Source organism: Nostoc sp. ChiVER01 (assembly GCF_034531155.1).
GTDB lineage: Bacteria > Cyanobacteriota > Cyanobacteriia > Cyanobacteriales > Nostocaceae > Nostoc.
Genome location: NZ_JAVRBS010000003.1, coordinates 439,685 through 465,501 on the forward strand (window position 1 = coordinate 439,685; position 25,817 = coordinate 465,501).

Here is a 25,817-nt window from a genome sequence, read left to right on the forward strand (position 1 = left end):
TGACCTTTTGAGGCTCAAAGTCTAAGTTTTAACTCCCTCTCTCTTGCCCAATCCCCAATCCCCAATACCCAATGACAAATGACAAATGCAAGTTTTGTAACATTTGTTAAGCAAGATATTGTCCTGGGAATTCTAACTTTAGTACACAGGAATTCCCGTAAAAATTTATGAGCGCAAAAGCTGATGGAACTTTAAGGATCGCTGGATACCAAATCTCAGAGCAACTGTATTCAGGTTCTCGTACCCAAGTGTATCGGGCAGTACGAGAATATGATCGCCTACCAGTTGTCATCAAGCTCTTAAAACGAGAATACCCAACTTTTAGCGAATTAGTACAGTTTCGCAACCAATATGTGTTGTTTACCGCCGCAGGCATCGCTAAAAACTTAGATATCCCTGGCATTATCAAACCCTACAGCCTGGAAGCCTATCATAATGGCTATGCCCTGGTAATGGAAGACTTTGGTGGTATTTCTTTGCGGCAATTTACTCAAGGAAAAACACTGACCTTAAAGCAATTCTTACCCATTGTTCTGCAACTGCTAGACACGCTACACCAATTACATCAACAACGCGTCATTCACAAAGACATTAAGCCAGCCAACATTTTAATTCACCCAGACACCAAACAAATTAAGCTGATTGACTTCAGTATTGCATCGCTTCTACCACGAGCAACCCAAGAGATCCAAAGTCCTAACGGGTTGGAGGGAACGCTAGCTTATCTGTCGCCAGAGCAAACTGGGCGGATGAACAGGGGCATTGACTACCGCAGCGATTTCTATTCATTAGGTGTAACTTTCTTTGAACTACTAAGTGGACAACTGCCCTTTGAGTCACAGGAACCAATGGAGTTGGTGCATTGCCACATTGCGAAACTTCCACCCTTAGCCTGCGATTTTAACGCCAATTTGCCTTTGATGCTGGGTGAAATTATCCGTAAACTGATGGCAAAGAACGCCGAAGACCGATATCAGAGTGTGTTAGGGCTTAAACATGACCTCGTTACTTGCCTAGAACAGTGGCGAGAAACAGGCAAACATAGCTGGTTTGATTTAGGACAGCGAGATATTAGCGATCGCTTTCTCATTCCCGAAAAACTCTACGGACGCGAATCGGAAGTACAGACGTTACTGGAAGCATTTGGTCATGTTGCCAACGGTGGCTGCCAACTAATGCTGGTGGCAGGTTTCTCTGGCATTGGCAAAACCGCAGTTGTTAATGAAGTGCATAAGCCGATTGTCCGGTGGAATGGTTACTTCATTAAAGGAAAATACGACCAGTTCAACCGAAATATTCCTCTATCTGCTTTTGTGCAAGCCTTTCGTGATTTGATAGGACAGTTGCTTAGTGAAAGCGATATTCAACTAAAGCAATGGCAGAACAAGATTTTAGCGGTAGTTGGCGAGAACGGGCAACTTCTGATCGAGGTGATTCCTGAACTAGAGCAGATTATTGGCAAACAACCGGCGATCGCTGAATTATCGGGTAGTGCAGCACAGAACCGTTTCAATCTGCTGTTTCAAAAGTTTATTCAAGTCTTCACTACACCAGAGCATCCGTTGGTGATGTTTCTCGATGATTTGCAATGGGCAGATTCGGCATCGCTTAATTTGCTGAAGCTGTTGATGTCTCAGAGCAATGGCGGTTATCTATTCATTATTGGCGCATACCGCGATAATGTTGTTAGTCAAATTATTCCTGCGGCACGGCAATATATCTGTTTCTGCTACTAACTATGCTTGTTACAGTATAGTTCTTTGTAATATGCAGAATATAGATTTAGCTGCACAGTTTGGAAAGTTGGCATTGAATGTGGCGGCAAAGTTCGATGATAAAGAAAGTAAACTGGAAGTATTTTTCCTGCTCGGAAGTTATATCCTCCACCGCAAATCTCACCTCAAAGAAATGCTACCCCTCTTGAGTGAGAGTTATACCCTTGGGCTAGAAGTTGGAAACCTGGAATATGCTGGATATGCGGTTCACAATTTCTGTTTAATTTCTTCTTGGTGCGGTCAACCCCTTGCTAACTTAGAAGAAGATACACGCACTTACTACCATGCTTTAGTGCAACTGAAGCAATTGGGAACGGCTAATTACTGTCTGATTTATTGGCAAGTGATTTCAAATTTACTAGGTTTGGCAGAGCATCCCACCATTTTGTCTGGATCGGCTTTCCAAGAGACAGAATTTCTCCCCCGGTTGCAGTCTGCAAAGTTCAACTTCAACACCTTATGTTAGCTCTGGCTGTTTTGACTTATATGAGTTAGAGCCAGAGTCAGTGATGGCAGGAACGTATAGTGTTAATGCCATGCATCATCCTGACGATCAACCAGCTATTGCAGAAGCGATCGCCTACTCTGCCCAAAATTTCACACCATTTGAGCAAGAATGGCGCATTATCCTGCCTTCAGGAACCGTCAAATGGGTTCGAGCTGCTTCTCGCCCAGAGCTACAAGCCGATGGTGCAATTCTATGGGATGGCGTGGTAATTGATATTAGCGATGTCTACGACGAGCTGCGCTTACGCAAAGAGGCCGAAGCATCTCTAGCCAAAGAAAGAGAGTTCTTGAATGCCATCATTCACAATATTACCGATGGGGTTGTTGTTTGTGATGCCAGTGGTAAATTAACTCTATTTAACAAAGCAACTCGTGAGTTTCATGGCTTACCAGTAGAATCATTACCAGCAGAAGAATGGACAGAACACTTCGATCTTTATCAACCGGATGGACAAACACCCCTATCAAAAACGGAAATTCCTCTGTTTCGCGCATTACTTGGGGAAATCGTTGAAAATGCCGAAATGGTGATTGCACCAAAGCATGGTTCTAAAAGAATTTTATTAGCAAGCGGACAAGCAATTGTTGATTCTTCGGGTAATAAAATCGGTGCAGTAGTTGTGATGCGAGATATTGGCGATCGCAAACAATCAGAACTTGCCTTGCAGCAAAAATCACTTGATTTGCAACAAGCATTAAACGACCTACAAAATGCCCAATTACAAATAGTCCAAAGTGAAAAAATGTCAGCACTGGGCAATTTAGTTGCTGGTGTAGCTCACGAAATGAATAATCCTTTGGGTTTCATTGCTGCCAGTCTCAAACAAGCTAAACCCACTATTACTGATATTTTTGAACATCTTAGACTTTATCAAGAAACTTTACCCATTAAAAGCGAAGAAATTCTTGAACATGCCGAAGAAATTGACTTATATTATACCTTAGAAGATTTGCCTAAGATGATTGATTCTATGTCTATGGCGTGTGAAAGATTAAAAAATATTAGCACTAGCCTCCGCACTTTTTCTCGTGCTGATAGAGATTATAAAGTGCCATTTCACATACATCAAGGTATTGATAGCACGATTTTAATTTTGAAACATCGTCTGAAGGCGAACGAACAGCGTCCAGCGATTGAAGTAGTTACAAGCTATGGAAAGCTACCTCAAATTGAATGTTTTCCTGGTCAATTAAATCAGGTATTTATGAATATTTTGGCCAATGCTATTGATGCTTTGGAAGAATCGAATAATGGACGTAGTTTTGAGGATATTCAGGATAATTGCAATCGAATTGTAATTACAACCTCTCTAGAAGAAGATTTGGTAAAAATTATCATTGCTGATAATGGTAAGGGAATGACCGAAGAAGTAAAACAAAAGATTTTTGACCATTTATTTACGACTAAAGCTGTCGGTAAAGGGACAGGATTAGGACTTGCGATCGCTCGTCAAATCGTTGAAGAAACCCACCGTGGAAAATTAAGTTTTAACTCTGTTAAAGGTGAAGGGACAGAATTTATCATTGAAATTCCGTTATAAATTTTTACTGTTGTTTATAAACAACTTCTGAAGATGTACAAAACATGCTGGCCACGCTCAAGGCAAGGAAACTACTTTGCAAGAAGCGCTTTGAAATTTCAGCAGGGGTGAAATTGCTAGGCTCTGCACTTGCCGATCAATACCATCTCCCTGAATAATCACCTGAGAACGTGACTGAATTAATTTTCGTATCTGCGGACAACCCAGAACAGGAGTCAGTTCTGTTAAAGCAAAGACAAATTCTGTGTTTAATTTATCTAACGCTGGTCGCAATGTTTGGTTTAAGTCTGGCACATTAGGAAAAGATTTAATGCCTTGCTTTTGCCAGTTTTGAAAATCAACCGTTTGGATGAGTTTTCCTGCTTCTATTTGTGCTTTAAAAAATGCTGCAACTGTATCGGGTTCTAGACTATGGGTTTTTGCTTGTTGCCTAACCTTTAATAGTAACTCTTGTTCTCGCTTCAGATCCTCAATAGGACGTTTGTGATTCCATTTCCACCTGGCTACATCATGTGCAATTAGCAATCGTTGCTGGATCAATTTTAGTAATTTATTCACAGGTAGTTGTTGATCTGCAATCGTAATAGCTTGAGGATTTGCTGATTGTAGTGACCGAGAGTTATGAGCAGCTAAATACAATTTTAAGTTGGCAGCAACTACTGTACTACTGAAAAAAAGCCCAAAGAAAATTATTATGACAAACAACAGTGGATGCTTTTTGAAAAAACTTAAATTCATATAAAAAACCTTATATATTCTAGTACTTACCAGCAATTTACAGTAAGTCGATAGCAATATAGTATTTTAAATCTCAGATAGAATATCTCATAGTTACTGACAAAAAGCAAGTTCAGCACAAAAAGCTGTTGCCTTACTTAGAAAACCTGGTTTTAATGGTGATTTTTCAGACTGAATAGAAGAGAAGATAAAGGGTGAAATTCGTCATGGGAGGAATGATCGCACTAAAATAGAGCTTACCTAAAAGCATTTACGATCTGGATATGCTGGCATTTATAGGCAGCAGCACGTTCAAGAGCTATCGGATAAGAATTTATTCGCTTGTTCCCAGTAAGAGACTGGGAACAAGGTAAACTTCTAACTCCTAACTTTTTACACCTTCCCCGCCACAACGGAGTTTTTCTTCAAAAGTTCCATTGCTGCTTGATATTGCAGATCCGCTTCCGTGCCAATCTGTTCGCGGTTAATTGGCTCTTGGGAAATCACTTTATCTGGCTTAATACCTAGTTTATTAATGTCCCGGTGTTGAGGAGTTTCATACTTAGCAATTGTGACTGCCAAGCCCGAACCATCTGATAATTCAAATAAAGATTGAATTAAGCCCTTTCCAAAAGTAGTTTCGCCTACCAATTGGGCGCGACCATTATCTTGGAGGGCGCCAGCCAGAATTTCACTAGCACTGGCAGTTCCTTGATTCACCAAAATCACCAGAGGATCGGTCGTCAGAGGTGGCCCAAAGGCTTCAAAACTACCTTGAATACCTTGTCGGTTTACAGTGTAGACGATAGTACCAGAGTCTAACCACAGACGGGCGATTTCAATCCCTGATTGTAATAACCCTCCCGGATTATTTCGTAAATCTAGAATGTAGGCATCAGCGCCTTTTTTTTCTAGACTAGAAATAGCGTGTGCCAATTCCGTTGAGGCGTTGGCATTGAATTGAGTCAGACGAAGGTAGCCAATGGGCGTACCCTCAGGAGAAACACGTAAATCTGAAACCACAGGGTTAAGAGCAATGCGATCGCGTGTCAGTCTAATTTCTGTTTCTGCCTCTCCGTCTCGTTCTATGAGGAGAGTAACAAGGCTGCCACTCGGGCCGCGCATTTTAGTCGCAGCTTCATCTAGGGTAAGATTTTCTGTGGAAATGCCTTCAATTTTGAGAATGCGATCGCGTGGTCTAATTCCCGCTTTATCTGCTGGTGAACCTGCTATTGGAGCCACTACTTCCAACTTCCCAGTCTCAGGATTTAGAGCAATTTGTAATCCTACTCCAGTCAGTTCCCCAGAAGTATTGACCTGTAAGCTGCGGTACTGTTCTGGGTCTAAAAAGCGGGTAAAAGGATCGTCAAGGCTCTTAAGCATCTTCCCAATTGCCTCATAACTGGCATTTGAGTCTTTTAGTGGCTTCTCTAGAACCTTTTGCCGCACAGCCGCCCAGTTTTGATGATTAAAGGTCTCATCTAGATAAGTGCGATTAACAATTCGCCAAACTTCCGAAACCAGCTTTTGTTCCGACGTTAAAGCCATCGCCGGCTGGGTGAGCGTACCCAATGCCACCCAAAACGCCATTAACAATGAAAATCCAACCCGAAAGACTTGTTTGTTCATGAACCCCATTATCAATTCCACCTCAACCCAAATTGCCTAGAAATGCTCACTTGCTCTGTTGTTGATGAAATCTATCTCTCGATTATGTTACTTTTTTTATAGAAGTGGTGCATTCCTCTCATCAAGTTGTTCAGTCAACTGATGCGTTGTATCCACTCATCAAAGGATAAAATCTACTTTGTGTCCACCTTTTTCTGTGCAGGGGCGTAAAGAGATCGCAATATATTCCTTCTTTACAGAGTGTAAAGTTTCTGAAGACTCTTAGCACGCTGAAAGCTGATAAGCAAAGAAAACTCGCCTTTACTAAAATCCCAAAATTGCTAATTGGGAGAGAAGTCTGAACGGTGGCTTATGAGAAGTCCGTAGACAATTCTGCTGCTACCCTAGTCTGTGGCAACCCCTTTCCTTTATCGAACGGGAAAACCTAAAGGCAAACTTACAGGATGCCGAAGCTTGAGTCCATCAGAATTTGGGTCGCCGATTCAGAACTTCGAGATTTATCAACCGCAACCGACTTTTAGGAACTTGAGATTGTATGGCCAACGTTTCCGACTGGTTTGAGGAACGCCTAGAGATTCAGGCACTCGCCGAAGACGTTACTAGTAAGTACGTCCCTCCCCATGTCAACATCTTCTACTGTTTGGGTGGAATTACCCTGGTTTGCTTTCTCATCCAGTTTGCCACTGGATTTGCGATGACGTTCTACTATAGACCAACAGTTACTGAAGCTTTCTCCTCTGTAGAGTACATCATGAATGAAGTCAGCTTCGGTTGGCTAATTCGCTCCATTCATCGCTGGTCTGCCAGCATGATGGTATTGATGATGATTTTGCACACCTTCCGGGTTTATCTGACTGGTGGTTTCAAAAAGCCCCGCGAACTGACCTGGATAAGTGGTGTCATCTTGGCTGTGATTACAGTCTCCTTTGGAGTCACAGGCTATTCCTTACCTTGGGATCAAATTGGCTACTGGGCTGTGAAAATCGTTAGCGGCGTACCAGAAGCAATTCCCGTAGTTGGCGTTCTGATTTCCGACCTGCTGCGCGGCGGTTCAAGTGTTGGTCAAGCAACACTAACTCGTTACTATAGTGCACACACCTTTGTACTGCCTTGGTTGATTGCAGTCTTCATGCTGTTTCACTTCTTGATGATCCGCAAACAAGGCATTTCCGGGCCTTTGTAATCTCAGCTATTAGCCCTCGGCAACATTTATCAGTTCCCAGATGAAGTTGTTTGTTTTAAACTTATGAAACACAAGAAATTAATTGTACATAAGTTTCAAAAAACAAACACCTGTATCTGAAGGCTAAAGCTGTAGACACCCTCCAAGCGGCTAACCGGAAATAGACAAATACTGTTAGCCGCAAGGTTAGGGTTGTTTAGTAGCTGATAGCTTTCACAAATGCTTTAATTTAAGTTAAGCAGGAGAGCAAATTTCAATATGTCAACACAAAAGAAACCTGACCTGAGCGATCCTCAGTTAAGAGCCAAACTAGCTAAAGGCATGGGTCACAACTACTATGGTGAACCCGCTTGGCCTAATGACCTACTTTATGTCTTTCCAATCGTGATCATGGGTTCCTTCGCTGCGATTGTAGCTCTAGCTGTGCTAGACCCCGCTATGAACGGTGAACCAGCAAATCCTTTCGCTACACCATTGGAAATTTTGCCAGAGTGGTACTTGTATCCAGTCTTCCAGATTTTGCGATCGCTTCCTAACAAACTTTTAGGAGTGTTAGCAATGGGTTCCGTACCAGTGGGGCTAATCCTCGTTCCTTTTATTGAGAACGTTAACAAGTTCCAAAACCCCTTCCGTCGTCCAGTTGCAACCACAGTGTTCCTCTTTGGTACCCTTGTCACCTTGTGGCTGGGTATTGGTGCTGCCTTGCCATTGGATAAATCTTTAACCTTGGGACTATTCTAAATTAGTCACCACAAAGTGCTTTGACGCCTGTGAGTTTCAAAAGCAGATGCAAATGTGCTTTTGAAAAAAATTTACAGGCGTCAATTTTAATAATTTAGATTGCATCTGGAATCTGAAGTTTTGGATGGAAAAGCTATTCCAAAATTTAAAATCACCAAAAGTCATCAAATACAAACATTTTTAACTTACTTAACGTAAGTTGCTAGTTACAATTCTCGAAATGCCAAAATCCTTCATGTTTTGTCTTTTGGGACATAGATTATCTCAATTTAAATTTTTCTATATCAAAGAAATTTTGCGAATAGTGCAAAATTTAATAACTAGCAACTTGGGTTTACTTATATTTAAGTCACAGTTAATGTTTAGCATAGTGCAGCAAGACCATCTGACGGTTAAGAGCGAACTCAGTCTCCTAAACCAGGTGCAAGAATGGTTCGAGCAATTTTGTCTGCAACATTTGTCTCAACTTGGCTGGTCAAAAACACAACTTGATCGCCTAAATTTAGCATTAGCAGAAGGCTTTACTAACGCTGTTCGCCACGCTCATCATGCTTTACCCCCGGAAACAACCATTGAGATTAACATTTATCTATGGATTGACCGACTAGAGATCAGAATTTGGGATTATGGAAAACCTTTTAATCCTGATGCGATCGCAGAACCAGAACCAGGTACACTGCAAGTAGGCGGTTATGGATGGTTTCTCCTGCGGCGGTTGGCTGATCGGGTTGTATACGAACGTGGTGCAGATGGTAGAAATTGCCTTCTCATCGTCAAATACTCTCAAGAAGCACAAAAGTAAGAATACTTCTGATGCCAATTTTGGGTTTTGAGCAAAGGCGTAAGGTAGAGAAGTAATGCCACTCACATCAAAACAGAAGCACGAGCGGCAGGGGTCTTCGACTAAATAAATAGTTATTTGATTGATAAGAGTATACTGCTTTCTCAATATTATCTGGATTGGGGTAATATGTTTTTTATGTAAAAACGCTCATTTATTATGAGCATTTTATAAAGTGCCAAAAAATATTGTTGTATAAAAAAAATTAAGAAATACAGTAAAGATAACATTCGAGTTATCCTAGCTCCCTTGTTAATATTTGTCAGCCGTCTTCAAGAAATTTACAATTTGGCGGCTCCCAATTTTGTAACCGATTCATGGAATAGCCCATTGGGAACCCTGGATTTAATAACTGGTAGAAAACAATGGTAAAAACAGATTTAGAGCGGTTAAAAAGCGGTGCAATCGCACCCTTACCGCAAGTGTAAATAACCTAACATGCATATCACTACAGTGACAGAAAACCTTAAGTTAGGTGATAAAATTAACAAAAAAACTAATCATGTCTTCGTGTTTTTAGAAATTTTTGCCCACGAAGGCGGTATTCAATCATATATAAAAGATATTTTTCGCGCTTATTTGGGATTGAGCCAAGTCTACAAAGCGGAAGTCTTTTTGCTGCGAGATAATCCTGATAGCTTAAATCCGTTTAAAGACAAGAACTTAAAATTTCATTACTTTAAAAATCAGTCTCCTTATGTGGGGAGATTGCAAATGGCAGCAGCATTACTTAAGTGTCTGTTGCTAAACCGTCCAGAACAAGTTTTTTGCGGTCACATTAACTTAGGAGTACTAATACAAACTCTTTGCCAGCCCTTGGGGATTCCTTACACAGTGCTAACTTACGGCAAAGAAGTCTGGGAACCGCTCAAAAATCAAGAACGTCGCGCCCTGACATCAGCAGCTGGAATTTGGACAATTAGTCGTTACAGCCGCGATCGCGCTTGTGCTGCCAATAATCTAAACCCGAACATTGTACAAATGATGCCTTGTGCAATTGACGGTGATAAATTTACTCCTGGTTCCAAGCAGCCAGAATTAGAAAAGAAGTATGGCTTAACTGATGCTAAGGTGTTAATGACAGTAGCGCGGTTATGGTCAGGGGATATTTACAAGGGTGTAGATGTAACGATTCGGGCATTACCACAAATCGCTCAAGTTTTCCCAGAAGTGAAATATTTAGTAATTGGTCGCGGTGATGACCAACCGCGATTAGCTAAACTTGCAGAAGATTTAGGTGTGAGCGATCGCGTCGTATTTGCTGGTTTTGTTGCCACAGAAGAATTAATGGAACATTACCGCCTTGCTGATGCCTATATTATGCCTTCACAAGAAGGCTTTGGCATAGTTTATTTAGAAGCAATGGCTTGTGGAGTACCTGTATTATCCGGTGACGACGATGGTTCAGCTGATCCTTTGCAAGATGGTAAACTGGGATGGCGAGTCCCGCACCGCAGTCCTGATGCGGTAGCAACGGCTTGTATAGAAATGCTTCAAGGGAATGATCAGCGATGTAATGGAGAGTGGCTACGAGAACAAGCGATCGCTATGTTTGGCATAGATGCCTTTCAACAGCACTTACAAAAAATTCTTCTATCCTCAGTAGTGAAGTCTATTTGAGTGCAAATGACAAATGACAAATGACAATAACAAATGACTAAAATCGCTATCCTAGAAGGAGAGCAGGACAATATTTAAAAAATGAGCTTTAAGTCATTTCAATTGAATCTTTTAAATCTCCGCCCTTGGCTTACCCTGCTGGCAGTTATTTGGTTGCTAGCATCACTGGGCTTGGGTTGGCTGGTTAATTCGTTACTAATTATTGTCGGGTTGCTGTTTTTAGCACCCATTGTGGCTTTTTTTGGCTTTCGTTGGTGGCTGCAACGTAACTTAGTTGCTGATCAGTGTCCCGTCTGTCGATATGAATTTACAGGTTTAAATAACAGTCAATTGCAGTGTCCTAACTGTGGAGAGTCACTGTTGGTACAAAATAGTCATTTTCAACGCTTCACACCAGAAGGCACAATTGATGTCAAAGCTGTCGAAATCCCAGGCAAATCACTGGAAGATTAGTCATTAGTCATTTGTCCTTTGCTAATGACCAATAACTATTTCTTTGTTTCTTGCGAGATTGAGAGGATGTAGTTAAAGTTTGGATTTCCTTGGGACTGGTCGCCTACAAACAGCGAGTATGTTCCTGCTTGCCAGAAACCAGAAAGTTCTGGCTTGCCTCCAGAATATTTATCTGCCATTACACAAAAACGCCCCCCAGGCCCATCGATCAATAGCGTTGGCTTTCCTTCACTCTCTACTGTTAATCGCAAATAAGGTAGTGATTCTGTAACCTGGATAACGTGATTAGGTTCAGTGGTAATATTGCCACAATTACTTTTGACAGTTCCCCCAGACTTTCCCTTCAAAATCAGTGGATCTGCTTGGAGATTCCGATTAATTTGGATTTTTGGTGTCTGTGCCAGATTAGTCTGGGCGAAAACCAAACTCATCGCCAAAGCTGTAGGAACAATTGTAAGTAGCCTAAGCGTTTTCATTTTTATTAATGCTCCAAATTTTTTTAGAGCAGTATTGTTATATCGTCTGATTTAATAGACGGCAACAATCTATCTTGGTTCCAAAATCTGCCGTATAAAGCAATACCATTCATTTAAGGATTTTTTGTGAAGATCCGATGGGTATAAAGACCATTAACTATGCAAGTTTATTTATATAGTGGTGGCGCTTTTACACTAAAATTTTCTACTCTACATTTTATACTTCAATCCGTAGTACGTTAAGATTCCAAAAATCATCATAATTTTTAGTGCCTAGAAAGGTATTGCATACACAGACATTAGCTAAAATCACTAAGACAACCACCAAAAATATAATTTGGTTGGTCTGTTGTGGAATAAGTGACCTAGCTGAGGTAGAAAAGATTGATGAATCCTCAAAGAGAAGAAGACTTGCAGCGTCGCCTCAATAAGCTAGAGGCAGATATTAATTCTTCGCCGGAAGTGGTTCCCCAACCACAAGAACAAAGACAGACTGAGGCATCTGTTTTTGCCAAATTTAATTTGCAACTGGAGCGATTTCAGATTTGGTTCAACAGTTTATCTGGAACAAAAAAGCTGGTAGTTTCGGGTGTGACGGTGCTAGTAGGCTTGGCAATGCTGCAAGCAGTGTTTAAACTGGTTGCATCTGTAATTAGTCTGGCACTTTTGGCAGTGTTAGTGTATGTTGGATACAAAATTTTTGTGTCCAGTAGCTTTCAACGTAAGTAATAAGCTAGATATGCATTTACTTTGCATACCTGTAGTTATGAAAGTCAGGAGCCATGATACAAAAGGCTCCTGACTTATAGCTCCAAAATTCTATTTCACTTTTTGCCGATTAGCTTAGTCTATTTTAACTGTGCCGATCGCGGCGTATAAATAATGTCAAAGGAAATTATGCGATGACGACACCAATTGTTAAAAGAAGTAATCAATCTGGTCAATCTAAACAACCAGAAAGAGCTAATTCGCTGCTACTAGCAAGTAGGCGGTTTGCTGCTTGGGCGGCTGAAATTACACTAGTGGTTACAAGTGGGTTGATTCCCTTCGGCATTGGTGTCTATGCCGATTCTAGAAGCGATTTAAACCGAGTACCCCTTAACCCCGTGTTGGTAGTTACAGAAAGAGCGATCGCTAGACCCCTGGCTCTACCTGTTAGCTATGGCATCCGTAACGTGGCATGGCCGACTAATATTTTGTGGACAATCGCCCTGTTAGCACCTGTAACTCTCTCATGGTGGCAATTGTATTTACTGGCTAAGACTGGTAGCACAATTCCTAAACGTTGGTTAAAAGTGCGGGTTGTCAACGGGCAAGGAAAACCACCTGGTTTAGGGGCAGTGGTGATTAGAGAAGGAGTTGGGCGTTGGACTGTACCCGTTTCCATCGCCTATCTGCTGTGGCGCTACAGCTTTGCTTTTCCTAATTTAGGATTATTCACATTTTTATCTTTGTTAATGATTGTCGGTGAAGGGATAGGCTTACCGTCGCGCCGGGGTCGTCGCGCATTGCATGATCAACTTGCAGGCACTTATACAATAGATGCGACTCGCCCCTTGCCATCCTCACTCTTAGCTAATAACAAACAAGCTCAGTCTGCTGATGGTAATGATGAAGCAGAAGAATGGCAGGAGGGAGAAGAATTAGCGGCAGCCCAAACCAATCAGTCGCCCAATATCTGGCGACGAATACAGCAAAATCCTAATCTGACTTTGTTTGGGGTAGGGCTTACGAGTATGACTGCTGTATTGGCAACTTTAATCGGTACTCAAGTTTATATCCAAATTCAACAATCCCAGCGAGCAACCGAGAAAATCAATAGCCAACAGTTCCTTGAACTTGTCAAACAATTAGCTCCCAACTCTGGGGCAACTAATGAACAACGCCAAAGTGCAATTTTGGCTATAGGTGGTCTTAATGACCCAGAGTCTATCAAATTTCTGGCGAATCTCTTGGTTAGCGAAACCAACCCCAGCATCCTGGATACGATTCAACAAGCTTTGACAACTGTCGGGCCCAAAGCCATCCCGGAATTAAAAAATAAGAATCAGTTTTTGGTTAGCGAACTAGACGCTGTGGGTAGTACTGCAACCCAAGAACGGGAATTACGGCAAGGACGGTTACAAAGAAACCAGCGAACAATTAACAAGATTCTCTCTGTTTATAGCGGGAAAATCGAGGGCGTTGACCTTAGTAGCACCCAATTAGGTCAAAGCGGGACTCCAGGAAGTTCCTTCTTCAATTTGGTACTAGACAACCTTGATTTGTCAGGAGTTAAGTTTAAATCTGCAAATCTTAATCAAGCCAGCTTTAAGGGTAGCCGCTTTCGAGATGTGGGTGAAGATGGACGTTGGGATACCTACGACGATGTGATGGCTGATTTAAGCCAAGCTCAGTTGCAGCAAGCCAATCTTACTGATGCTAATCTCAGTCGCGTCTTAATGAACCGTACCGATTTGAGCCGCGCCACTCTCAACAGAGCCAACTTATCCAATGCACGTCTATATGAGGCTAAACTCAACAGCGCCCAACTAGTAGGAGCCGATCTGCGAAACGCTGTTTTAGAAAAAGCCAGCTTGACTGGAGCAGATTTAGGTGACGCTAAGTTGAACGAAGCCAATCTGTACGCTGCCCGTTTAGGTCGCGCCACTGCCATCGGAACACAATTATCCTTTGCTAACTTAACGAACACTGATTGGCAAGGGGCAGATTTATCAGGAGCCTATTTGGATCGTGCTAATCTCAGTAATGCTAACCTCCGAGCCACTCGTCTAGCTGGTGCTGTCTTGCGTTCTGCCCAGATGGAAAACGCTAACTTGCAAAATGCCGATCTGAGTCTTGCAGATTTACGTGGGGCAAATGTTGCTGGAGCAGATTTTAAAGGAGCAATTCTCGCCCCTACTAAACAAGATCCAGCCGATCAATTTGTACAAACCCCAGATTTAGGCTCAGTATCTGCCGTAGTCCAAGGGGTTGATTTTTCTCAAGCCAAAAATTTAGATCCTAAGCAAATAGCATACATTTGTACTCAAGGAGGTATTCATTCTAGTTGCCCGTAGAATGGGAGGGGGAGCAGAGGGGCAGGGGGCAGGTGGAGGGGAGAGGCAGAGGGAGCAGGGGGAGCAGGGGAAGATGAGAAAGACAAGGCGAATAACCAATGCCCAATGCCCAATGCCCCATGCCCAATACCCAATGACAAATGACAAATGACAGATTGGTGTGAGGAGTTGGTTATGAAGTGTATTCAATATTTGGTTTCAGTTTTGGGTGCTGGCTTGGTCTTGAGTCTGGCAAGTGCTAAACCAGCACAAGGGCAAGTAGCCTATGGCAGTTATGTCGGTATAGGCCCCACTGTTGGTTTTACTGATGGTATCCAATTGGGGGGAGTTATAGCCGGTCGCTACAAGCTTTTGGAAGCGCCACTTTCGCTGCGTGCCCAAGTGTTAATTGGTAATAATACGGCAATTGTACCAACGGTTTCCTACGATTTACCCCTTAACTGGCAAGCTGATGCTTACCTGGGTGCTGGGTTAGTGTTGGCTAGTGGTGGTGGTTCTTCTCCTGTGGGCGACAAAATTAGTTTTGCTTTACAACCAGGCATTGATTACATGATCCCAAATAGCAATACTGTACTTTTTGGCAACGCCATTATTGCTTTTGATGCTTACCGTGATAGCGGTGGTACAGCTATCTCTGTACAAGGTGGTGTTGGTTTGAGATTTTAATGGGCATTGGAAAGAGTCACCAAAAGATTGCCGAGCAAAGAGTAACAAGTCTGGAATGGAAATTCTCACTCATTGTTTTCCTAGCATTATCAAAGTGTTTGAAGTGGTGACTATGGTTCAAAAAATAACTAACCTCCAGTAGTCTTACTGGGGGTTTTGTTTTGGGCGATCGTCCGACATTACACAATACATACAAGAGTGCGTAAAGTTATACTATCTATTTCTCTACCTTATAGAATCGGCAGTTTGTGCAGCTTGTGCGACTGCTTCATAACCTATTACATTTTCGTAAAGGGTGGGAGAAGTGCGATTGCGCTTGGGGATGCTCACTGTCTTAATCAATCCTTCCAAATCGCTCCTGTTGATCGCGCAAGTAATCTTGTTGACGTTTTTCCGCCTCTTCGGCATAAACTTGCTTAATTCTAGCTTTAAAACTATTTACATGGTCAATCCAAGTGCCTACATGAAATACTTTAAAAATAGTAACTGTAGTAGTCCCTTCATTAACGCTCTGCTCTTGCCTCTGCGTTTCAAAGACAACTTGATCTGTAAAAGTTAGTGAAACTTTCAAATAGTTACTATAAGAGTTATTTACTCTAATTGAAGAGTTATTTAGTCTAATTGTAATAATATCATCCTGATACTGGTATTCAATATCTTCTCGTGAACCCAATTTCTGGGCAATCTCCCAACATAGGAAATCTATTGGATAACCAAGTGATAAATGTTCACTATTGCTTGTATTAAATATTTCAATCGATTCCCAACTAATAAGTTCTTTTTCGTCATATTCGGGGAAAAGTGGCTGAAAGCGTTGACGTTTTCCAATACGGTTCATAACCCCCACCCATCCCAAAGTTACTATTGTAGTAATTACAGCTAGAATCCATTGGCTATTAATTAAAAAACTCAATGCGAAATATGCACCAACACCCACGGGTGTCCATTTAATTAATAGTATGAAAATTTTGGACATATTTTTAGAAGTAGATTTTTTAGGTTCTTGCGTTGGTTTTATGGTATAGCATTAAAATCGCAGTTTTATAGAAAGTCTCAAAAACCGAAAACCAAGTCACAGCAATAAATATAGGCTATCTTTAGGTTTTATTTATTATTCTGTTCCATAAAATGAACCGAAGAACCATTTTTTATTTATAGTTTTAGATATAAAAAAACTGGCATTTCTATTGATAAATTGTATGAAAAAGGCAGTTCATTAATAAAATAGCGCTACGCGTTTTCGCGTGTTTTTTAATTTGGGGATTTGTGGAGGAGGTTGCGGGCTTGCTCAAGAAAGAGAAGCGATCACTTTTGTGAGTCGTCATAGCAGTTCGGCATCAGATGTTGGCGTAGCGGTTTCTTGCTGGGACATAAAAGCGATCGGGAGCATCCCACTTTTTATTTAGCGAGCAAAGATTAATCCATTAAGATAGGCGCAACGGTGAGCAAGGACTTGAGGAACGTTATCAATTTTCCATTGTGCCCCAGAAATTTTAATTCGACGATCAATCTGCTTAACAGTGGACTCAACAGCACCAGAACCAATTGAGCAAATCTGTTCAGCTTGATAATACTGGTAATTGACTATACGGTGTCGATGTTTCTCAATGTAAACACAGAAATTAAGAGCTTGTTTGATTTTACAGTCAGCAAATAAAGCGATTGCTTCATCTACTTTGCCCTTCCAAAGTAAACTTTTTGCCAAGTTGTTTCTTTTGATTGAACCACCTACTTTATGTAGGTTTTCCATGAGATGAAACCAATCGAGTATTTCACGGCGTTCAATAGGGGGAGTAAATTCACGAATAATATTCCAAATTCCGTCATGTCCATCTCCAATACAGGTCAGTATAGGAGCCATAATTTGACTGTTGACCCAATTGACTACAAGATTATTTTCTTGGAACGAGGCTGCGGGAGCAGCCAAGTTGTGCAGACGTACAGCTTTATAACCTTTCCAGTCACAAGGTTGTCCAATTGGTGTACGAATACGAATATTTCCACCATCTACACTCAACTCTTCGACTATTGACTCTGATAAAGGTAATTCAAAATTTTGACGGTGTACAAGTCGCTGCTGAACACTTTTCGATACTTCAACCCCAGTCAAATACTTAACATCTTCTGCCGCTCGTTGATATGATACTGAAGCGCTAGTTCGGAGGCAACAGGCTTCTAAATATGGGCTCAGTTGGCTATGAGGCAAGAGTTCTAGCTTTTGTGCTTGAGAACTTGTAATTGGTAGCTCTCCAATGATACTTTTTACTTTTCGTTTATATCCTGTGCTTTCTCCCGTGACATTTTCGATAAAAAAACCCCTATTTCTGGCATGACATATTCTTGCATTTGAGAACGTACTACTTCTTCTATCTTTGCCAAGCTTTTGATTTGCTCACTATTGGCGTTTTTGTACAGTATCTTCGCTATTGCACCAGAGTATTCTATGACCTGTTGATGTTCTTCGGGAGTCATGGATGCACCTAGTATTGATCACTTTATTCTCCCTTGATAGTGTCTAATTACTCCCCTACCTCATATTTCTGTAACAATCTTTTGGTCTTACTTATTTATTCTTGGTGGAAGAATAAAAACTGGGATGCACCCAAGCGATCGCTTACATAGGTAAAAATCCGCGTTACTATTGTCAGAATTCACTTACATGGATCAATAGCGTCCCATCAGTGAAAGATTAAGATGATTTTACTTTTGTCAATTAGAAATTATGCTGACAATCTGAAACAAGCAGAGGTATGAAGTTAACTCTTGTACTGAACCAATGGAGTAAAAATAAAAGATGCCTATCAAAATTACGCGTAGGCATAGCCCGCCGTAGGTATCGCCTGCTCAAAAATTGTGTTTTCAACTCCAATTTCATAGTATAGCCTGATTATAGCGAGATTTTAAGTAGTATTGCTTATTGACAAAACGTTTGCTTTTCTGGCGATTGCCTTTTGAGAGCAAATCTTCCACCTTGAACCCAAACCTACTGCGATCACTATCTGTAAGAAGCGTTAAACTTCATTGCAAATTAAGAAGTTAGTGCAAACAACGTGATAGTTTTTGGTCATGAAGAGAGACAGCATAGGATTAATACAGGAGAACACAGTGGCAATGGAATCAAATTTATTAACGAATGCAAGCGCAGATGAAATGAATCAAGATTTCAGTGAATATGTCGCCAACCTGCAACTTCACATGACTCTGCAAGCTCGTAATCTTGTTCCAACCCTGAAGCAAACACTGGTAGATAGTCGCCAGCAATTACTCCATCAAACCCAAGCCCACTTTGAAAAGCTAGTTTCTCGACAAGGGCTATAAAAATATACAAATTTTAATCAAAATTCCAATAAAATATAAGGCAGATGTTGTTGGGTTAATGCCAATGGTGTTCTCACAAGGTCTGCTTTTTCTGCTTTTTTAAGTATTAAGTTACTAAAATCACCCTTTTGGCGCAATAGTAAGGGGCAAAAAGCAGTTAATATTATTTTATTGCTATTGCAGCAGTTCCTTTGAAGAGCAGTTAGTTAAGGCTAAATAGCGGCTCGAATAAAAATGACTTCATTACTTCCCAGAAACCTCAGCGTTGTTATCCGACCAGTCCAATTCCGGGATCTGGACGGAATCGAGCGCATAACTCAAGAGTCATTCTCAGCCCTCACTCCCAAGGGAGCAGGTTTTGCCATCAGCCAGATGCTCATGCTGCGTCGCTGGTATGGATTACTCAAATTTTTGAGTTGGTTTCCTAACCCGCTACAGTATCGTCTCTGTGCCTACATAGCAGAGCAAGGACGGATGCTTCTAGGGATGATTCAAGTGTCACCCTTTAACCGGACACGCAGCACTTGGCGCATCGATCAAGTGCTGTTAGAGCGTGGTATCGATAAACAAGGAACTGGTTCACAACTTTTGCGTCATTGCTTTGAATCGATTCTGGAAGCTCGGACTTGGTTACTGGAAGTTAATATTAATGACATAGAGGCGCTGGCGCTATATCGGCAAAATGGATTCCAGCGTCTGGCAGAAATGACGTACTGGGAAATTGGGCCAGAATTACTGGCTGAATTAGCACAAGCAGAGCCAGACTTACCAAACCTTCTGCCAGTAAGTAATGCTGATGCCCAGTTGCTATATCAACTAGATACGGCATCTATGCCACCTTTGGTTCGTCAGGTTTTTGACCGTAATACCCGCGACTTTAAAACCAGTTTGTTTGGTGCTTTAACTGATGCAGTAATGCAATGGGTAAGCAAAACAGAAGTAGTGAGTGGTTACGTATTTGAACCGCAACGCAAAGCTGCGATCGGCTATTTTCAGGTGCAACTTGACCGTAAGGGTGAAGTTCCCCACGTTGCAACGCTGACGGTTCATCCTGCTTATACTTGGCTGTATCCAGAATTATTATCTCAGCTAGCTCGTATTGCCCAAGATTTTCCTCAACAAGGGTTACAACTTGCTTCTTCAGACTATCAGGCAGAGCGAGAAGAATATTTGGAGCGAATTGGGGCAAAACGCATAGAACATACATTAGTTATGTCTCGCTCTGTATGGCACAAGCTACGGGAGTCTAAATTCGTCTCCTTAGAAGGAATCCAGTGGACTGACATGCTGCAAGGTTTACAACCAGCACGTAAACCTATACCAGGTGGGATGTCATGGATACAACCGGGACAACTGCCATCGTCAGATAAACCACTGCCAAGCAAGTCAGAACCGATTAACTTTTCGGTAAAAAATCCTAGCATGGAAGCATCACCGATTTCTGAATCAGCAGATGCACAGCAGGAGAATTAATTGTGATATCCCAAGAGCAACTAAAACCTTTTATTTCAGCGTTGGGATTAGATTTTGGTCGCAAGCGCATTGGTGTGGCAGGGTGCGATCGCACGGGTTTAATTGCAACAGGGATTACCACAATTGAGCGCACATCTTTTGAGCAGGATGTCGAGCAAATCCGGCAAATAGTTAATGAACGCGAGGTGCAAATCCTGGTGATGGGCTTACCTTATTCAATGGATGGCTCACTAGGATTTCAAGCGCGTCAAGTTCAGAAATTTACTACAAGACTTGCTAAAGCACTAAAGCTGCCTGTGGAATATGTGGATGAACGATTAACTTCATTTCAAGCAGAACAACTGTTGATAGCTGAGAACCGCTCCCCGTCACGCCATAAAGGTTTGATTGACCGTAAGGCAGCCGCTTTGATTTTACAACAATGGCTCGATGTTAAGCGTGCTAATTCCCACAGTTCAGTTGCGGCTATTGAATATTGATACCTTTTAACATGATATTCTGAAAACGATTAGCCAGCAGTTGTTATCTACTTATAAAGCTATTTAGTTGACATAATATGTCATTAAATAGGTAAGCGATTTTAAAACTTGCTGGTATTTATTAAATTTCTTTCTACATTTCGGCTATGTTTTCCTCTCCTTTTCCTGAAGAAAATGATAACGCTCATGCGGGTTCCATCACTTTAACCGATGATAAAGGGCGATCGCTCGAATGTTACATTGAGCATTCCCTCGAAGTCGATGAACAAGAATACGTTTTACTTCTTCCTGTAGACTCACCTGTAGAAATTTTTTCTTGGGAAGGTGACGGTGAGGAAGAAGAAGCGGTTCTGGTAGAAGATGACACGATTATTGAGCAAATTTTTGCCACTGCCCAAGCTGTGTTATCTGAGCAGAACCTGATATTAAAGAATACAGCTTACGCTCTGACTGTTGCAGGTGATTTACCACCCGTTGAAGAATCAGAACTTTTCACTTTAGAAATCGAGGATGAAGAGGCGGATTTAGATCCGGAGCAATTACAGCTACTCGCTAGCTTCTATGATGAAGATCAGGAGTATGCAATTTATACACCTCTCGATCCCCTGTTATTTTTTGCACGGATAACAAAAACAGGTGAACCTGAATTACTTTCTCCAGAAGAGTTTCGCAAAGTGCAACCTCTGTTAGAAGAACATCTTTTTAATGAAGTAGAATAAGATTAAAAATTCAAAATGTAACGTTTTCATTTTGAATTTTTTAATTGAAAGTTTTCATTGTAATCAAAATCTAGCTAAACCTTTTACCATGTCCCATTTAATGTGGAAGCAATGAATTATTGACATTAAATTGGGACAGTTAGTATTGTTTAAGATTCTGAAAAAAGCATTTTGCTAGGGATTTTAATTCCATTATCATCTTTAAAAGTTTGCCACAGGAGGAAACCCTTCTTACAACTTTCCGCAAAATCAAAAATTGGGATGAGGTGCTGAAAATGGCTTATAGCGACTTTACATTAAGTAAATTTAAAAAGTCATTTAGCATCCACATTGATGAAGAAACTGATTTATGTGCCGACATAGAACCTTTACAGCCAAGCGAGAAACTCATAAATTCTTTGGAAGAAACGGCAGAACTGGCTTTAGCAATTAATACTGAAAAAGCTCGTTCAGAAATGATTATCATTCCAATATTGTTGGAGGTAAGACGTAGGGCTAATTATCCAATTAGTTTATTTTCAGGAACAGATTTTAATGTAGATGCTGAAAAAGGTCTAAATGGCTATTGTGATTTTATCATCAGCCGTGCTAAAGAGCAACTAACAATTAATGTGCCTGTAGTGGTTATTATTGAAGCGAAAAATGAAAATATTAAAAGTGGATTAGGTCAATGTGCAGCAACAATGTTGGCAGCACAATTGTTTAATCAACAAGAAGGAAATGATATTAGAAAAATTTATGGCGCGGTAACGACGGGGGATATTTGGAAGTTTTTAAAGTTAGAAGAGAACGATATATTTATTGATTTGAATAATTATTACATCAAAGAGATAGATAAGATTTTAGGGATTTTATCTCAAAGTGTTCAAGGAGATATCCCAGAATCGAGTTCGACTAACTAAACTATATTAGGTTATGCTCATTTGTCTGAGCTATTTAAATTTGACTATTGACTATGGCCTGGAACAATCTTTTACAGCCTGACTTGATTTTAGAAGGTTCAGTGTTGAACCTAACACCAGATATTATCCAAAAATACGGACTGAAGGGGCTGGTATTGGATGTAGATGAAACCTTAGTACCCTTTAGAGTAGGGCTGGCTTCCCCAGAACTACAAGATTGGGTAGAGCAAATTCGCTCCTGTACTGCATTGTGTTTAGTGAGTAACAATCTGAGTGAAGCGCGAATTGGTGGAATTGCGCGATCGCTCAACCTACCTTATTACTTAGGTGCAGCCAAGCCCTCCCGACGCAAAATTAGAGCAGCACTCAGGGGAATGGATCTACCAGTGCATCAAGTGGGGATGGTAGGCGATCGCTTATTTACCGATGTTATAGCAGGTAATCGCTTGGGGATGTTTACCATTCTAGTTGAACCGATTGTCCATGCAGACGCAGCCCTGCGCTCTCATCCTGTTCGCAACTTTGAAGTTTGGATATCTGAAATACTTGGAGCCTCTATTACCCCCAAGAGAAGCAAGATTCACAAAAGTTGACAAATCGTCAGGAAAGTAAATCTAAAGAAATGGTTAAAGAATCTTATTGGAATCCAAAAATCGGGGATTATAACTATTAATAACATGGGGTCAGCCAAAAAAGACCCTACAGTATACAAAATAAATATAAACCCGTAAAGCGTCAGCCTTCACTATAGAAGGATTGGCGCTTTACAATTTCTTTAGTCATTTGTCATTTGTCCGTTGTCATTCGTCAGTTACTAATGACCAATAACTAATGACAAATGACCAATGACCAATGACCAATGACCAATGACTAAAACAATTGTTGTCAAAATCGGTACTTCGAGCCTAACTCAACCAGAAACGGGACAATTAGCACTTTCTACCATCGCTACCTTGGCAGAAACACTCTGTTATTTAAAACGCCAAGGACACCGGGTGATTTTGGTTTCTTCTGGGGCTGTAGGAGTGGGTTGTGCGCGGTTGGGCTTAACTGAACGTCCCAAAGCGATCGCACTAAAACAGGCTGTAGCAGCAGTTGGGCAAGGCAGATTAATTCGGATATACGATGATTTATTTACTACTCTGCAACAAGCGATCGCTCAAGTATTATTGACTCGCAGCGACTTAGTACAACGCAGCCGCTATCTCAACGCCTACAATACTTTTCAGGAACTATTGGGGCTGGGAGTTATCCCGATAGTCAATGAAAATGATACCGTAGCCATAGATGAACTAAAATTTGGTGATAATGACACCCTTTCGGCATTAGTTGCCAGCCTAGTAGAAGCAGATTGGCTATTTTTGCTTACCGATGTCGATAGATTGTACTCAGCCGATCCGCGTTCCGTACCAGATGCGCGGCCGATCGCTTTAGTGAGTAGCATTAAAGAATTAGCTCAATTACAAATACAAACAGGTTCTCAAGGTTCTCAGTGGGGTACTGGCGGTATGGTGACAAAAATTTCGGCTGCGAGAATTGCGATCGCGGCTGGAGTTCGTACCGTAATTACCCAAGGGCGATTTCCCCAGAATATAGAAAAAATTATCCAAGGTGAACTGATTGGGACGCATTTTGAACCGCAACCTGAACCAACTTCAGCACGTAAACGTTGGATAGCTTACGGACTTTTACCTGCGGGTAAATTGTATTTAGATGAAGGTGCGATCGCGGCAATTTCTCTAGGAGGAAAATCGTTATTAGCAGCTGGAATTAAAGTAGTAGAAGGAGAGTTTCGCACACAGGATGCAGTGCAATTGTGTGATAACAACGGTAACGAAATTGCTAGAGGACTTGTAAATTACAACAGCGATGAATTGCAAAAGATTCGCGGCTGTCATTCGCGGGAAATTTCCGCAATTTTAGGCTATGCGGGTGTGGAAACCGTGATTCACCGGGATAATTTGGTTTTGATTTAGGATGGAAATAAGATAAATTTCGTAATATTTAAATTAAACTTATAATTATAAGTTTAATAGTATAATAAAGAAGGCAGTTGGTACATAGAGTAAAAGACACGCGCTCCAGATGCCTCAAGTAGAGCGGTTTGACTTTGCTCGGTGTAACCAAAAACTCTCATACCAGCAGCAACACCTGCACGTACACCCAAAACGCTATCTTCTACAACCGTACAGGATGCAGGTTGAACTCCCATATTTTTAGCCACATATAAGAATAAGTCAGGTGCTGGCTTCCAGCTTTGAATTTTATATGAGCTAAAAATACGTCCTTCAAATCGAGGCAGTAGGTTAGTTACACGCAAAGCTAACTTGATTTTTTCTGGTGGGCCACTGGAAGCAACGCAAATAGGTAGATTAATCTTGTCTAAAGCTGCTTCTATTCCTTCTACAGGACGTAGTTCACGCTCAAATGCCTCAGCAGTACGGGTACGAAGCTGAGTTACAAAATCTTGTGGCATCTTTTTTCCAAGTTTTTGCTCAATAACAGCGACACAATCAGCCATTTTGCAACCCTTAAATAACAAAATAGCTTCTTCAAGTTTCATTGCAAGTCCAAACTCAGCGACAAATTCCACAAGAACGCGATTGCCTAATTTCTCACTGTCTACTAATACTCCATCACAATCAAAAATAATTAATTCTGTTTGCATTTATACGCTCCACGCCTCACTCATTTGCAAATTGGGGATTTGCGAGCAAAGCGATCGCTACACCGCCCCACAACGGCGCATCATCCCCCAAAATCGCCGACACAATTTCAAAATTAACTTCTGGTAAAGCCGTCTCCCGCGCCACTTGATGCACCACCTGCCAAAAATCCTTCCCTGCCTTCGTCACACCGCCTCCCAACACAAAGCGCTGCGGATTCATCAAGTTCGCCACATTGCCAATACCCACACCCAGCGCCCAAGCAGCCTTATGCAAAACTTCTTTCGCCAAATTATCTCCAGCCGCCGCCGCCTCACTTACCAACTGCCCCGTCAACAACGTTAAATCATCCCCCACCAAACCCCTCAACACTTCTCCTCCTTGGCGTACTTGGCGACTTGGCGGTTCCTTCTCCAATATTTCCCTAACATTTTGCGCCATATAAGGCCCCGAAGCCAAACGTTCCACACATCCCCGCTTCCCACACAAACAAACTGGCCCAGCAGGATCTACAACTATATGTCCAATTTCCCCAGCCATCCCACCAGTACCGCGCCAAGGCTGCCCGTTGAGTATCCAACCACCACCCACGCCAGTGCTGACAGTTATATAAAACAGGCTATCGTACCCCTGTCCTGCACCAAAACGATGTTCACCCAAAGCAGCAACGTTAGCATCATTATCTACACCAACAGGAATGCTAAACTCCTCCTCCAACAATCCTTTAAGCGGAATATTTTCCCATCCAGCCACATGATGAGATAGTCGCACCGTCCCCGTGGAAGAATCTACAGGGCCGCCAAAGCTGACACCGATCGCAGCAGGTTTTGTGTCTTCTAACAGAGAGTATATTAGCGATCGCATAATTTCCAAGTCAGTACTAGCATTTGCATTCGCTGGCGAGAGACGGCGTTCATAACGCAACCACTTTCTAGAACCGACATTTACCGTTGCTGCCGCCAATTTAGTTCCGCCAAAATCGAGAGCTAAAATTAATGTCATTGTTTTTTATCTTTATATAATAGGTAGTTTATTTCTCAAGAAAGATGTTT

At 41.5% G+C, this 25,817-nt stretch carries 23 protein-coding genes and 2 pseudogenes; 18 read left to right on the plus strand and 7 right to left on the minus strand.

Features of this window, described 5'->3' with window-relative positions; translation table 11 throughout:
* Positions 1-167: 167 nt before the first annotated feature.
* From RMY00_RS06505 to RMY00_RS06515, 3 genes and pseudogenes are all read left to right on the plus strand, one after another.
* A pseudogene (locus tag RMY00_RS06505) lies at positions 168-1,703 on the plus strand (ATP-binding protein); the annotation flags it as partial.
* 64 nt (positions 1,704-1,767) lie between these two features.
* Positions 1,768-2,241, plus strand: a complete 474-nt coding sequence (locus RMY00_RS06510; RefSeq protein WP_322646755.1) for a hypothetical protein — start codon at positions 1,768-1,770, stop codon at positions 2,239-2,241.
* Positions 2,225-3,823: pseudogene (locus tag RMY00_RS06515) on the plus strand (ATP-binding protein); the annotation flags it as partial. The gene RMY00_RS06510 and the pseudogene RMY00_RS06515, both read left to right, overlap by 17 nt.
* Positions 3,824-3,880: 57 nt before the next feature.
* Here the strand turns inward: RMY00_RS06515 and aroQ are convergent.
* Positions 3,881-4,561, minus strand: coding sequence for a gamma subclass chorismate mutase AroQ (gene aroQ / locus RMY00_RS06520; RefSeq protein WP_322646757.1), 681 nt, complete (start codon positions 4,559-4,561; stop codon positions 3,881-3,883).
* 372 nt (positions 4,562-4,933) lie between these two features.
* Positions 4,934-6,178 carry a carboxyl-terminal processing protease CtpA gene (ctpA, locus tag RMY00_RS06525; protein ID WP_322646758.1) on the minus strand — a complete coding sequence of 415 codons (1,245 nt, stop codon included), beginning with the start codon at positions 6,176-6,178 and terminating at the stop codon, positions 4,934-4,936.
* A 526-nt stretch (positions 6,179-6,704) separates the two neighbouring features.
* Between ctpA and petB the strand changes: the two genes are divergently transcribed.
* The 5 genes from petB to RMY00_RS06550 all read left to right on the plus strand — a co-directional run bounded on the left by petB (position 6,705) and on the right by RMY00_RS06550 (position 11,007).
* Positions 6,705-7,352, plus strand: a complete 648-nt coding sequence (gene petB / locus RMY00_RS06530; RefSeq protein ID WP_100900603.1) for a cytochrome b6 — start codon at positions 6,705-6,707, stop codon at positions 7,350-7,352.
* A 258-nt stretch (positions 7,353-7,610) separates the two neighbouring features.
* Entirely contained in the window at positions 7,611-8,093 is a 483-nt protein-coding gene (gene petD, locus RMY00_RS06535; RefSeq protein ID WP_273768441.1) for a cytochrome b6-f complex subunit IV, read from the plus strand.
* A gap of 358 nt (positions 8,094-8,451) precedes the next feature.
* Entirely contained in the window at positions 8,452-8,895 is a 444-nt protein-coding gene (locus RMY00_RS06540; RefSeq protein ID WP_109012771.1) for an ATP-binding protein, read from the plus strand.
* Positions 8,896-9,372: 477 nt separating this feature from the next.
* Complete coding sequence (locus RMY00_RS06545; RefSeq protein WP_322646759.1) at positions 9,373-10,554, plus strand: glycosyltransferase; 1,182 nt, start codon at positions 9,373-9,375, stop codon at positions 10,552-10,554.
* A gap of 81 nt (positions 10,555-10,635) precedes the next feature.
* Complete coding sequence (locus tag RMY00_RS06550) at positions 10,636-11,007, plus strand: hypothetical protein (RefSeq protein ID WP_109012294.1); 372 nt, start codon at positions 10,636-10,638, stop codon at positions 11,005-11,007.
* Positions 11,008-11,042: 35 nt separating this feature from the next.
* On the opposite strand, the gene RMY00_RS06555 is transcribed toward RMY00_RS06550, so the two are convergent.
* Complete coding sequence (locus RMY00_RS06555; RefSeq protein ID WP_322646760.1) at positions 11,043-11,483, minus strand: hypothetical protein; 441 nt, start codon at positions 11,481-11,483, stop codon at positions 11,043-11,045.
* Positions 11,484-11,870: 387 nt separating this feature from the next.
* Here RMY00_RS06555 and RMY00_RS06560 point away from each other — a divergent pair, with 387 nt between their 5' ends.
* From RMY00_RS06560 to RMY00_RS06570, 3 genes are all read left to right on the plus strand, one after another.
* Positions 11,871-12,212: a hypothetical protein gene (locus RMY00_RS06560; RefSeq protein ID WP_322646761.1), complete on the plus strand. Its 342-nt coding sequence runs from the start codon at positions 11,871-11,873 to the stop codon at positions 12,210-12,212.
* Between the two features lie 173 nt (positions 12,213-12,385).
* Entirely contained in the window at positions 12,386-14,542 is a 2,157-nt protein-coding gene (locus tag RMY00_RS06565) for a pentapeptide repeat-containing protein (RefSeq protein WP_322646762.1), read from the plus strand.
* 174 nt (positions 14,543-14,716) lie between these two features.
* Positions 14,717-15,208 (plus strand): hypothetical protein, encoded by a 492-nt coding sequence (locus RMY00_RS06570; protein ID WP_322646808.1) that lies wholly within the window; start codon positions 14,717-14,719, stop codon positions 15,206-15,208.
* Positions 15,209-15,542: 334 nt separating this feature from the next.
* Here the strand turns inward: RMY00_RS06570 and RMY00_RS06575 are convergent, their stop codons facing one another.
* Positions 15,543-16,145 (minus strand): hypothetical protein, encoded by a 603-nt coding sequence (locus tag RMY00_RS06575; RefSeq protein WP_322646763.1) that lies wholly within the window; start codon positions 16,143-16,145, stop codon positions 15,543-15,545.
* A gap of 465 nt (positions 16,146-16,610) precedes the next feature.
* Positions 16,611-17,680 (minus strand): ISKra4 family transposase gene (locus RMY00_RS06580; RefSeq protein ID WP_322646764.1). Its coding sequence is split into 2 segments (ribosomal slippage): positions 16,611-17,524 and positions 17,524-17,680, totalling 1,071 coding nucleotides; the frame shifts between segments, so codons are not numbered across the junction.
* 639 nt (positions 17,681-18,319) lie between these two features.
* On the opposite strand from RMY00_RS06580, the gene RMY00_RS06585 reads away from it, so the two are divergent.
* The 7 genes from RMY00_RS06585 (at position 18,320) to proB (ending at position 24,075) form a co-directional block, all read left to right on the plus strand.
* Entirely contained in the window at positions 18,320-18,526 is a 207-nt protein-coding gene (locus RMY00_RS06585; protein ID WP_229457894.1) for a hypothetical protein, read from the plus strand.
* A 234-nt stretch (positions 18,527-18,760) separates the two neighbouring features.
* Positions 18,761-19,999 carry a GNAT family N-acetyltransferase gene (locus RMY00_RS06590; protein WP_322646765.1) on the plus strand — a complete coding sequence of 413 codons (1,239 nt, stop codon included), beginning with the start codon at positions 18,761-18,763 and terminating at the stop codon, positions 19,997-19,999.
* Positions 20,000-20,001: 2 nt separating this feature from the next.
* Entirely contained in the window at positions 20,002-20,478 is a 477-nt protein-coding gene (gene ruvX / locus RMY00_RS06595) for a Holliday junction resolvase RuvX (protein ID WP_322646766.1), read from the plus strand.
* 146 nt (positions 20,479-20,624) lie between these two features.
* Positions 20,625-21,197, plus strand: a complete 573-nt coding sequence (locus RMY00_RS06600) for a DUF3727 domain-containing protein (RefSeq protein ID WP_322646767.1) — start codon at positions 20,625-20,627, stop codon at positions 21,195-21,197.
* 275 nt (positions 21,198-21,472) lie between these two features.
* A complete protein-coding gene (locus RMY00_RS06605; protein ID WP_322646809.1) occupies positions 21,473-22,099 on the plus strand; it encodes a hypothetical protein in 627 nt (208 codons plus the stop codon).
* Positions 22,100-22,152: 53 nt separating this feature from the next.
* Entirely contained in the window at positions 22,153-22,692 is a 540-nt protein-coding gene (locus RMY00_RS06610) for a YqeG family HAD IIIA-type phosphatase (protein WP_322646768.1), read from the plus strand.
* A gap of 273 nt (positions 22,693-22,965) precedes the next feature.
* Entirely contained in the window at positions 22,966-24,075 is a 1,110-nt protein-coding gene (gene proB, locus RMY00_RS06615) for a glutamate 5-kinase (RefSeq protein ID WP_322646769.1), read from the plus strand.
* 53 nt (positions 24,076-24,128) lie between these two features.
* On the opposite strand, the gene RMY00_RS06620 is transcribed toward proB, so the two are convergent.
* Both RMY00_RS06620 and RMY00_RS06625 read right to left on the minus strand, forming a co-directional pair.
* Positions 24,129-24,767 (minus strand): HAD family hydrolase, encoded by a 639-nt coding sequence (locus tag RMY00_RS06620; RefSeq protein ID WP_322646770.1) that lies wholly within the window; start codon positions 24,765-24,767, stop codon positions 24,129-24,131.
* Between the two features lie 16 nt (positions 24,768-24,783).
* Positions 24,784-25,767, minus strand: coding sequence for an ROK family protein (locus tag RMY00_RS06625; protein ID WP_322646771.1), 984 nt, complete (start codon positions 25,765-25,767; stop codon positions 24,784-24,786).
* Positions 25,768-25,817 lie beyond the last annotated feature (50 nt).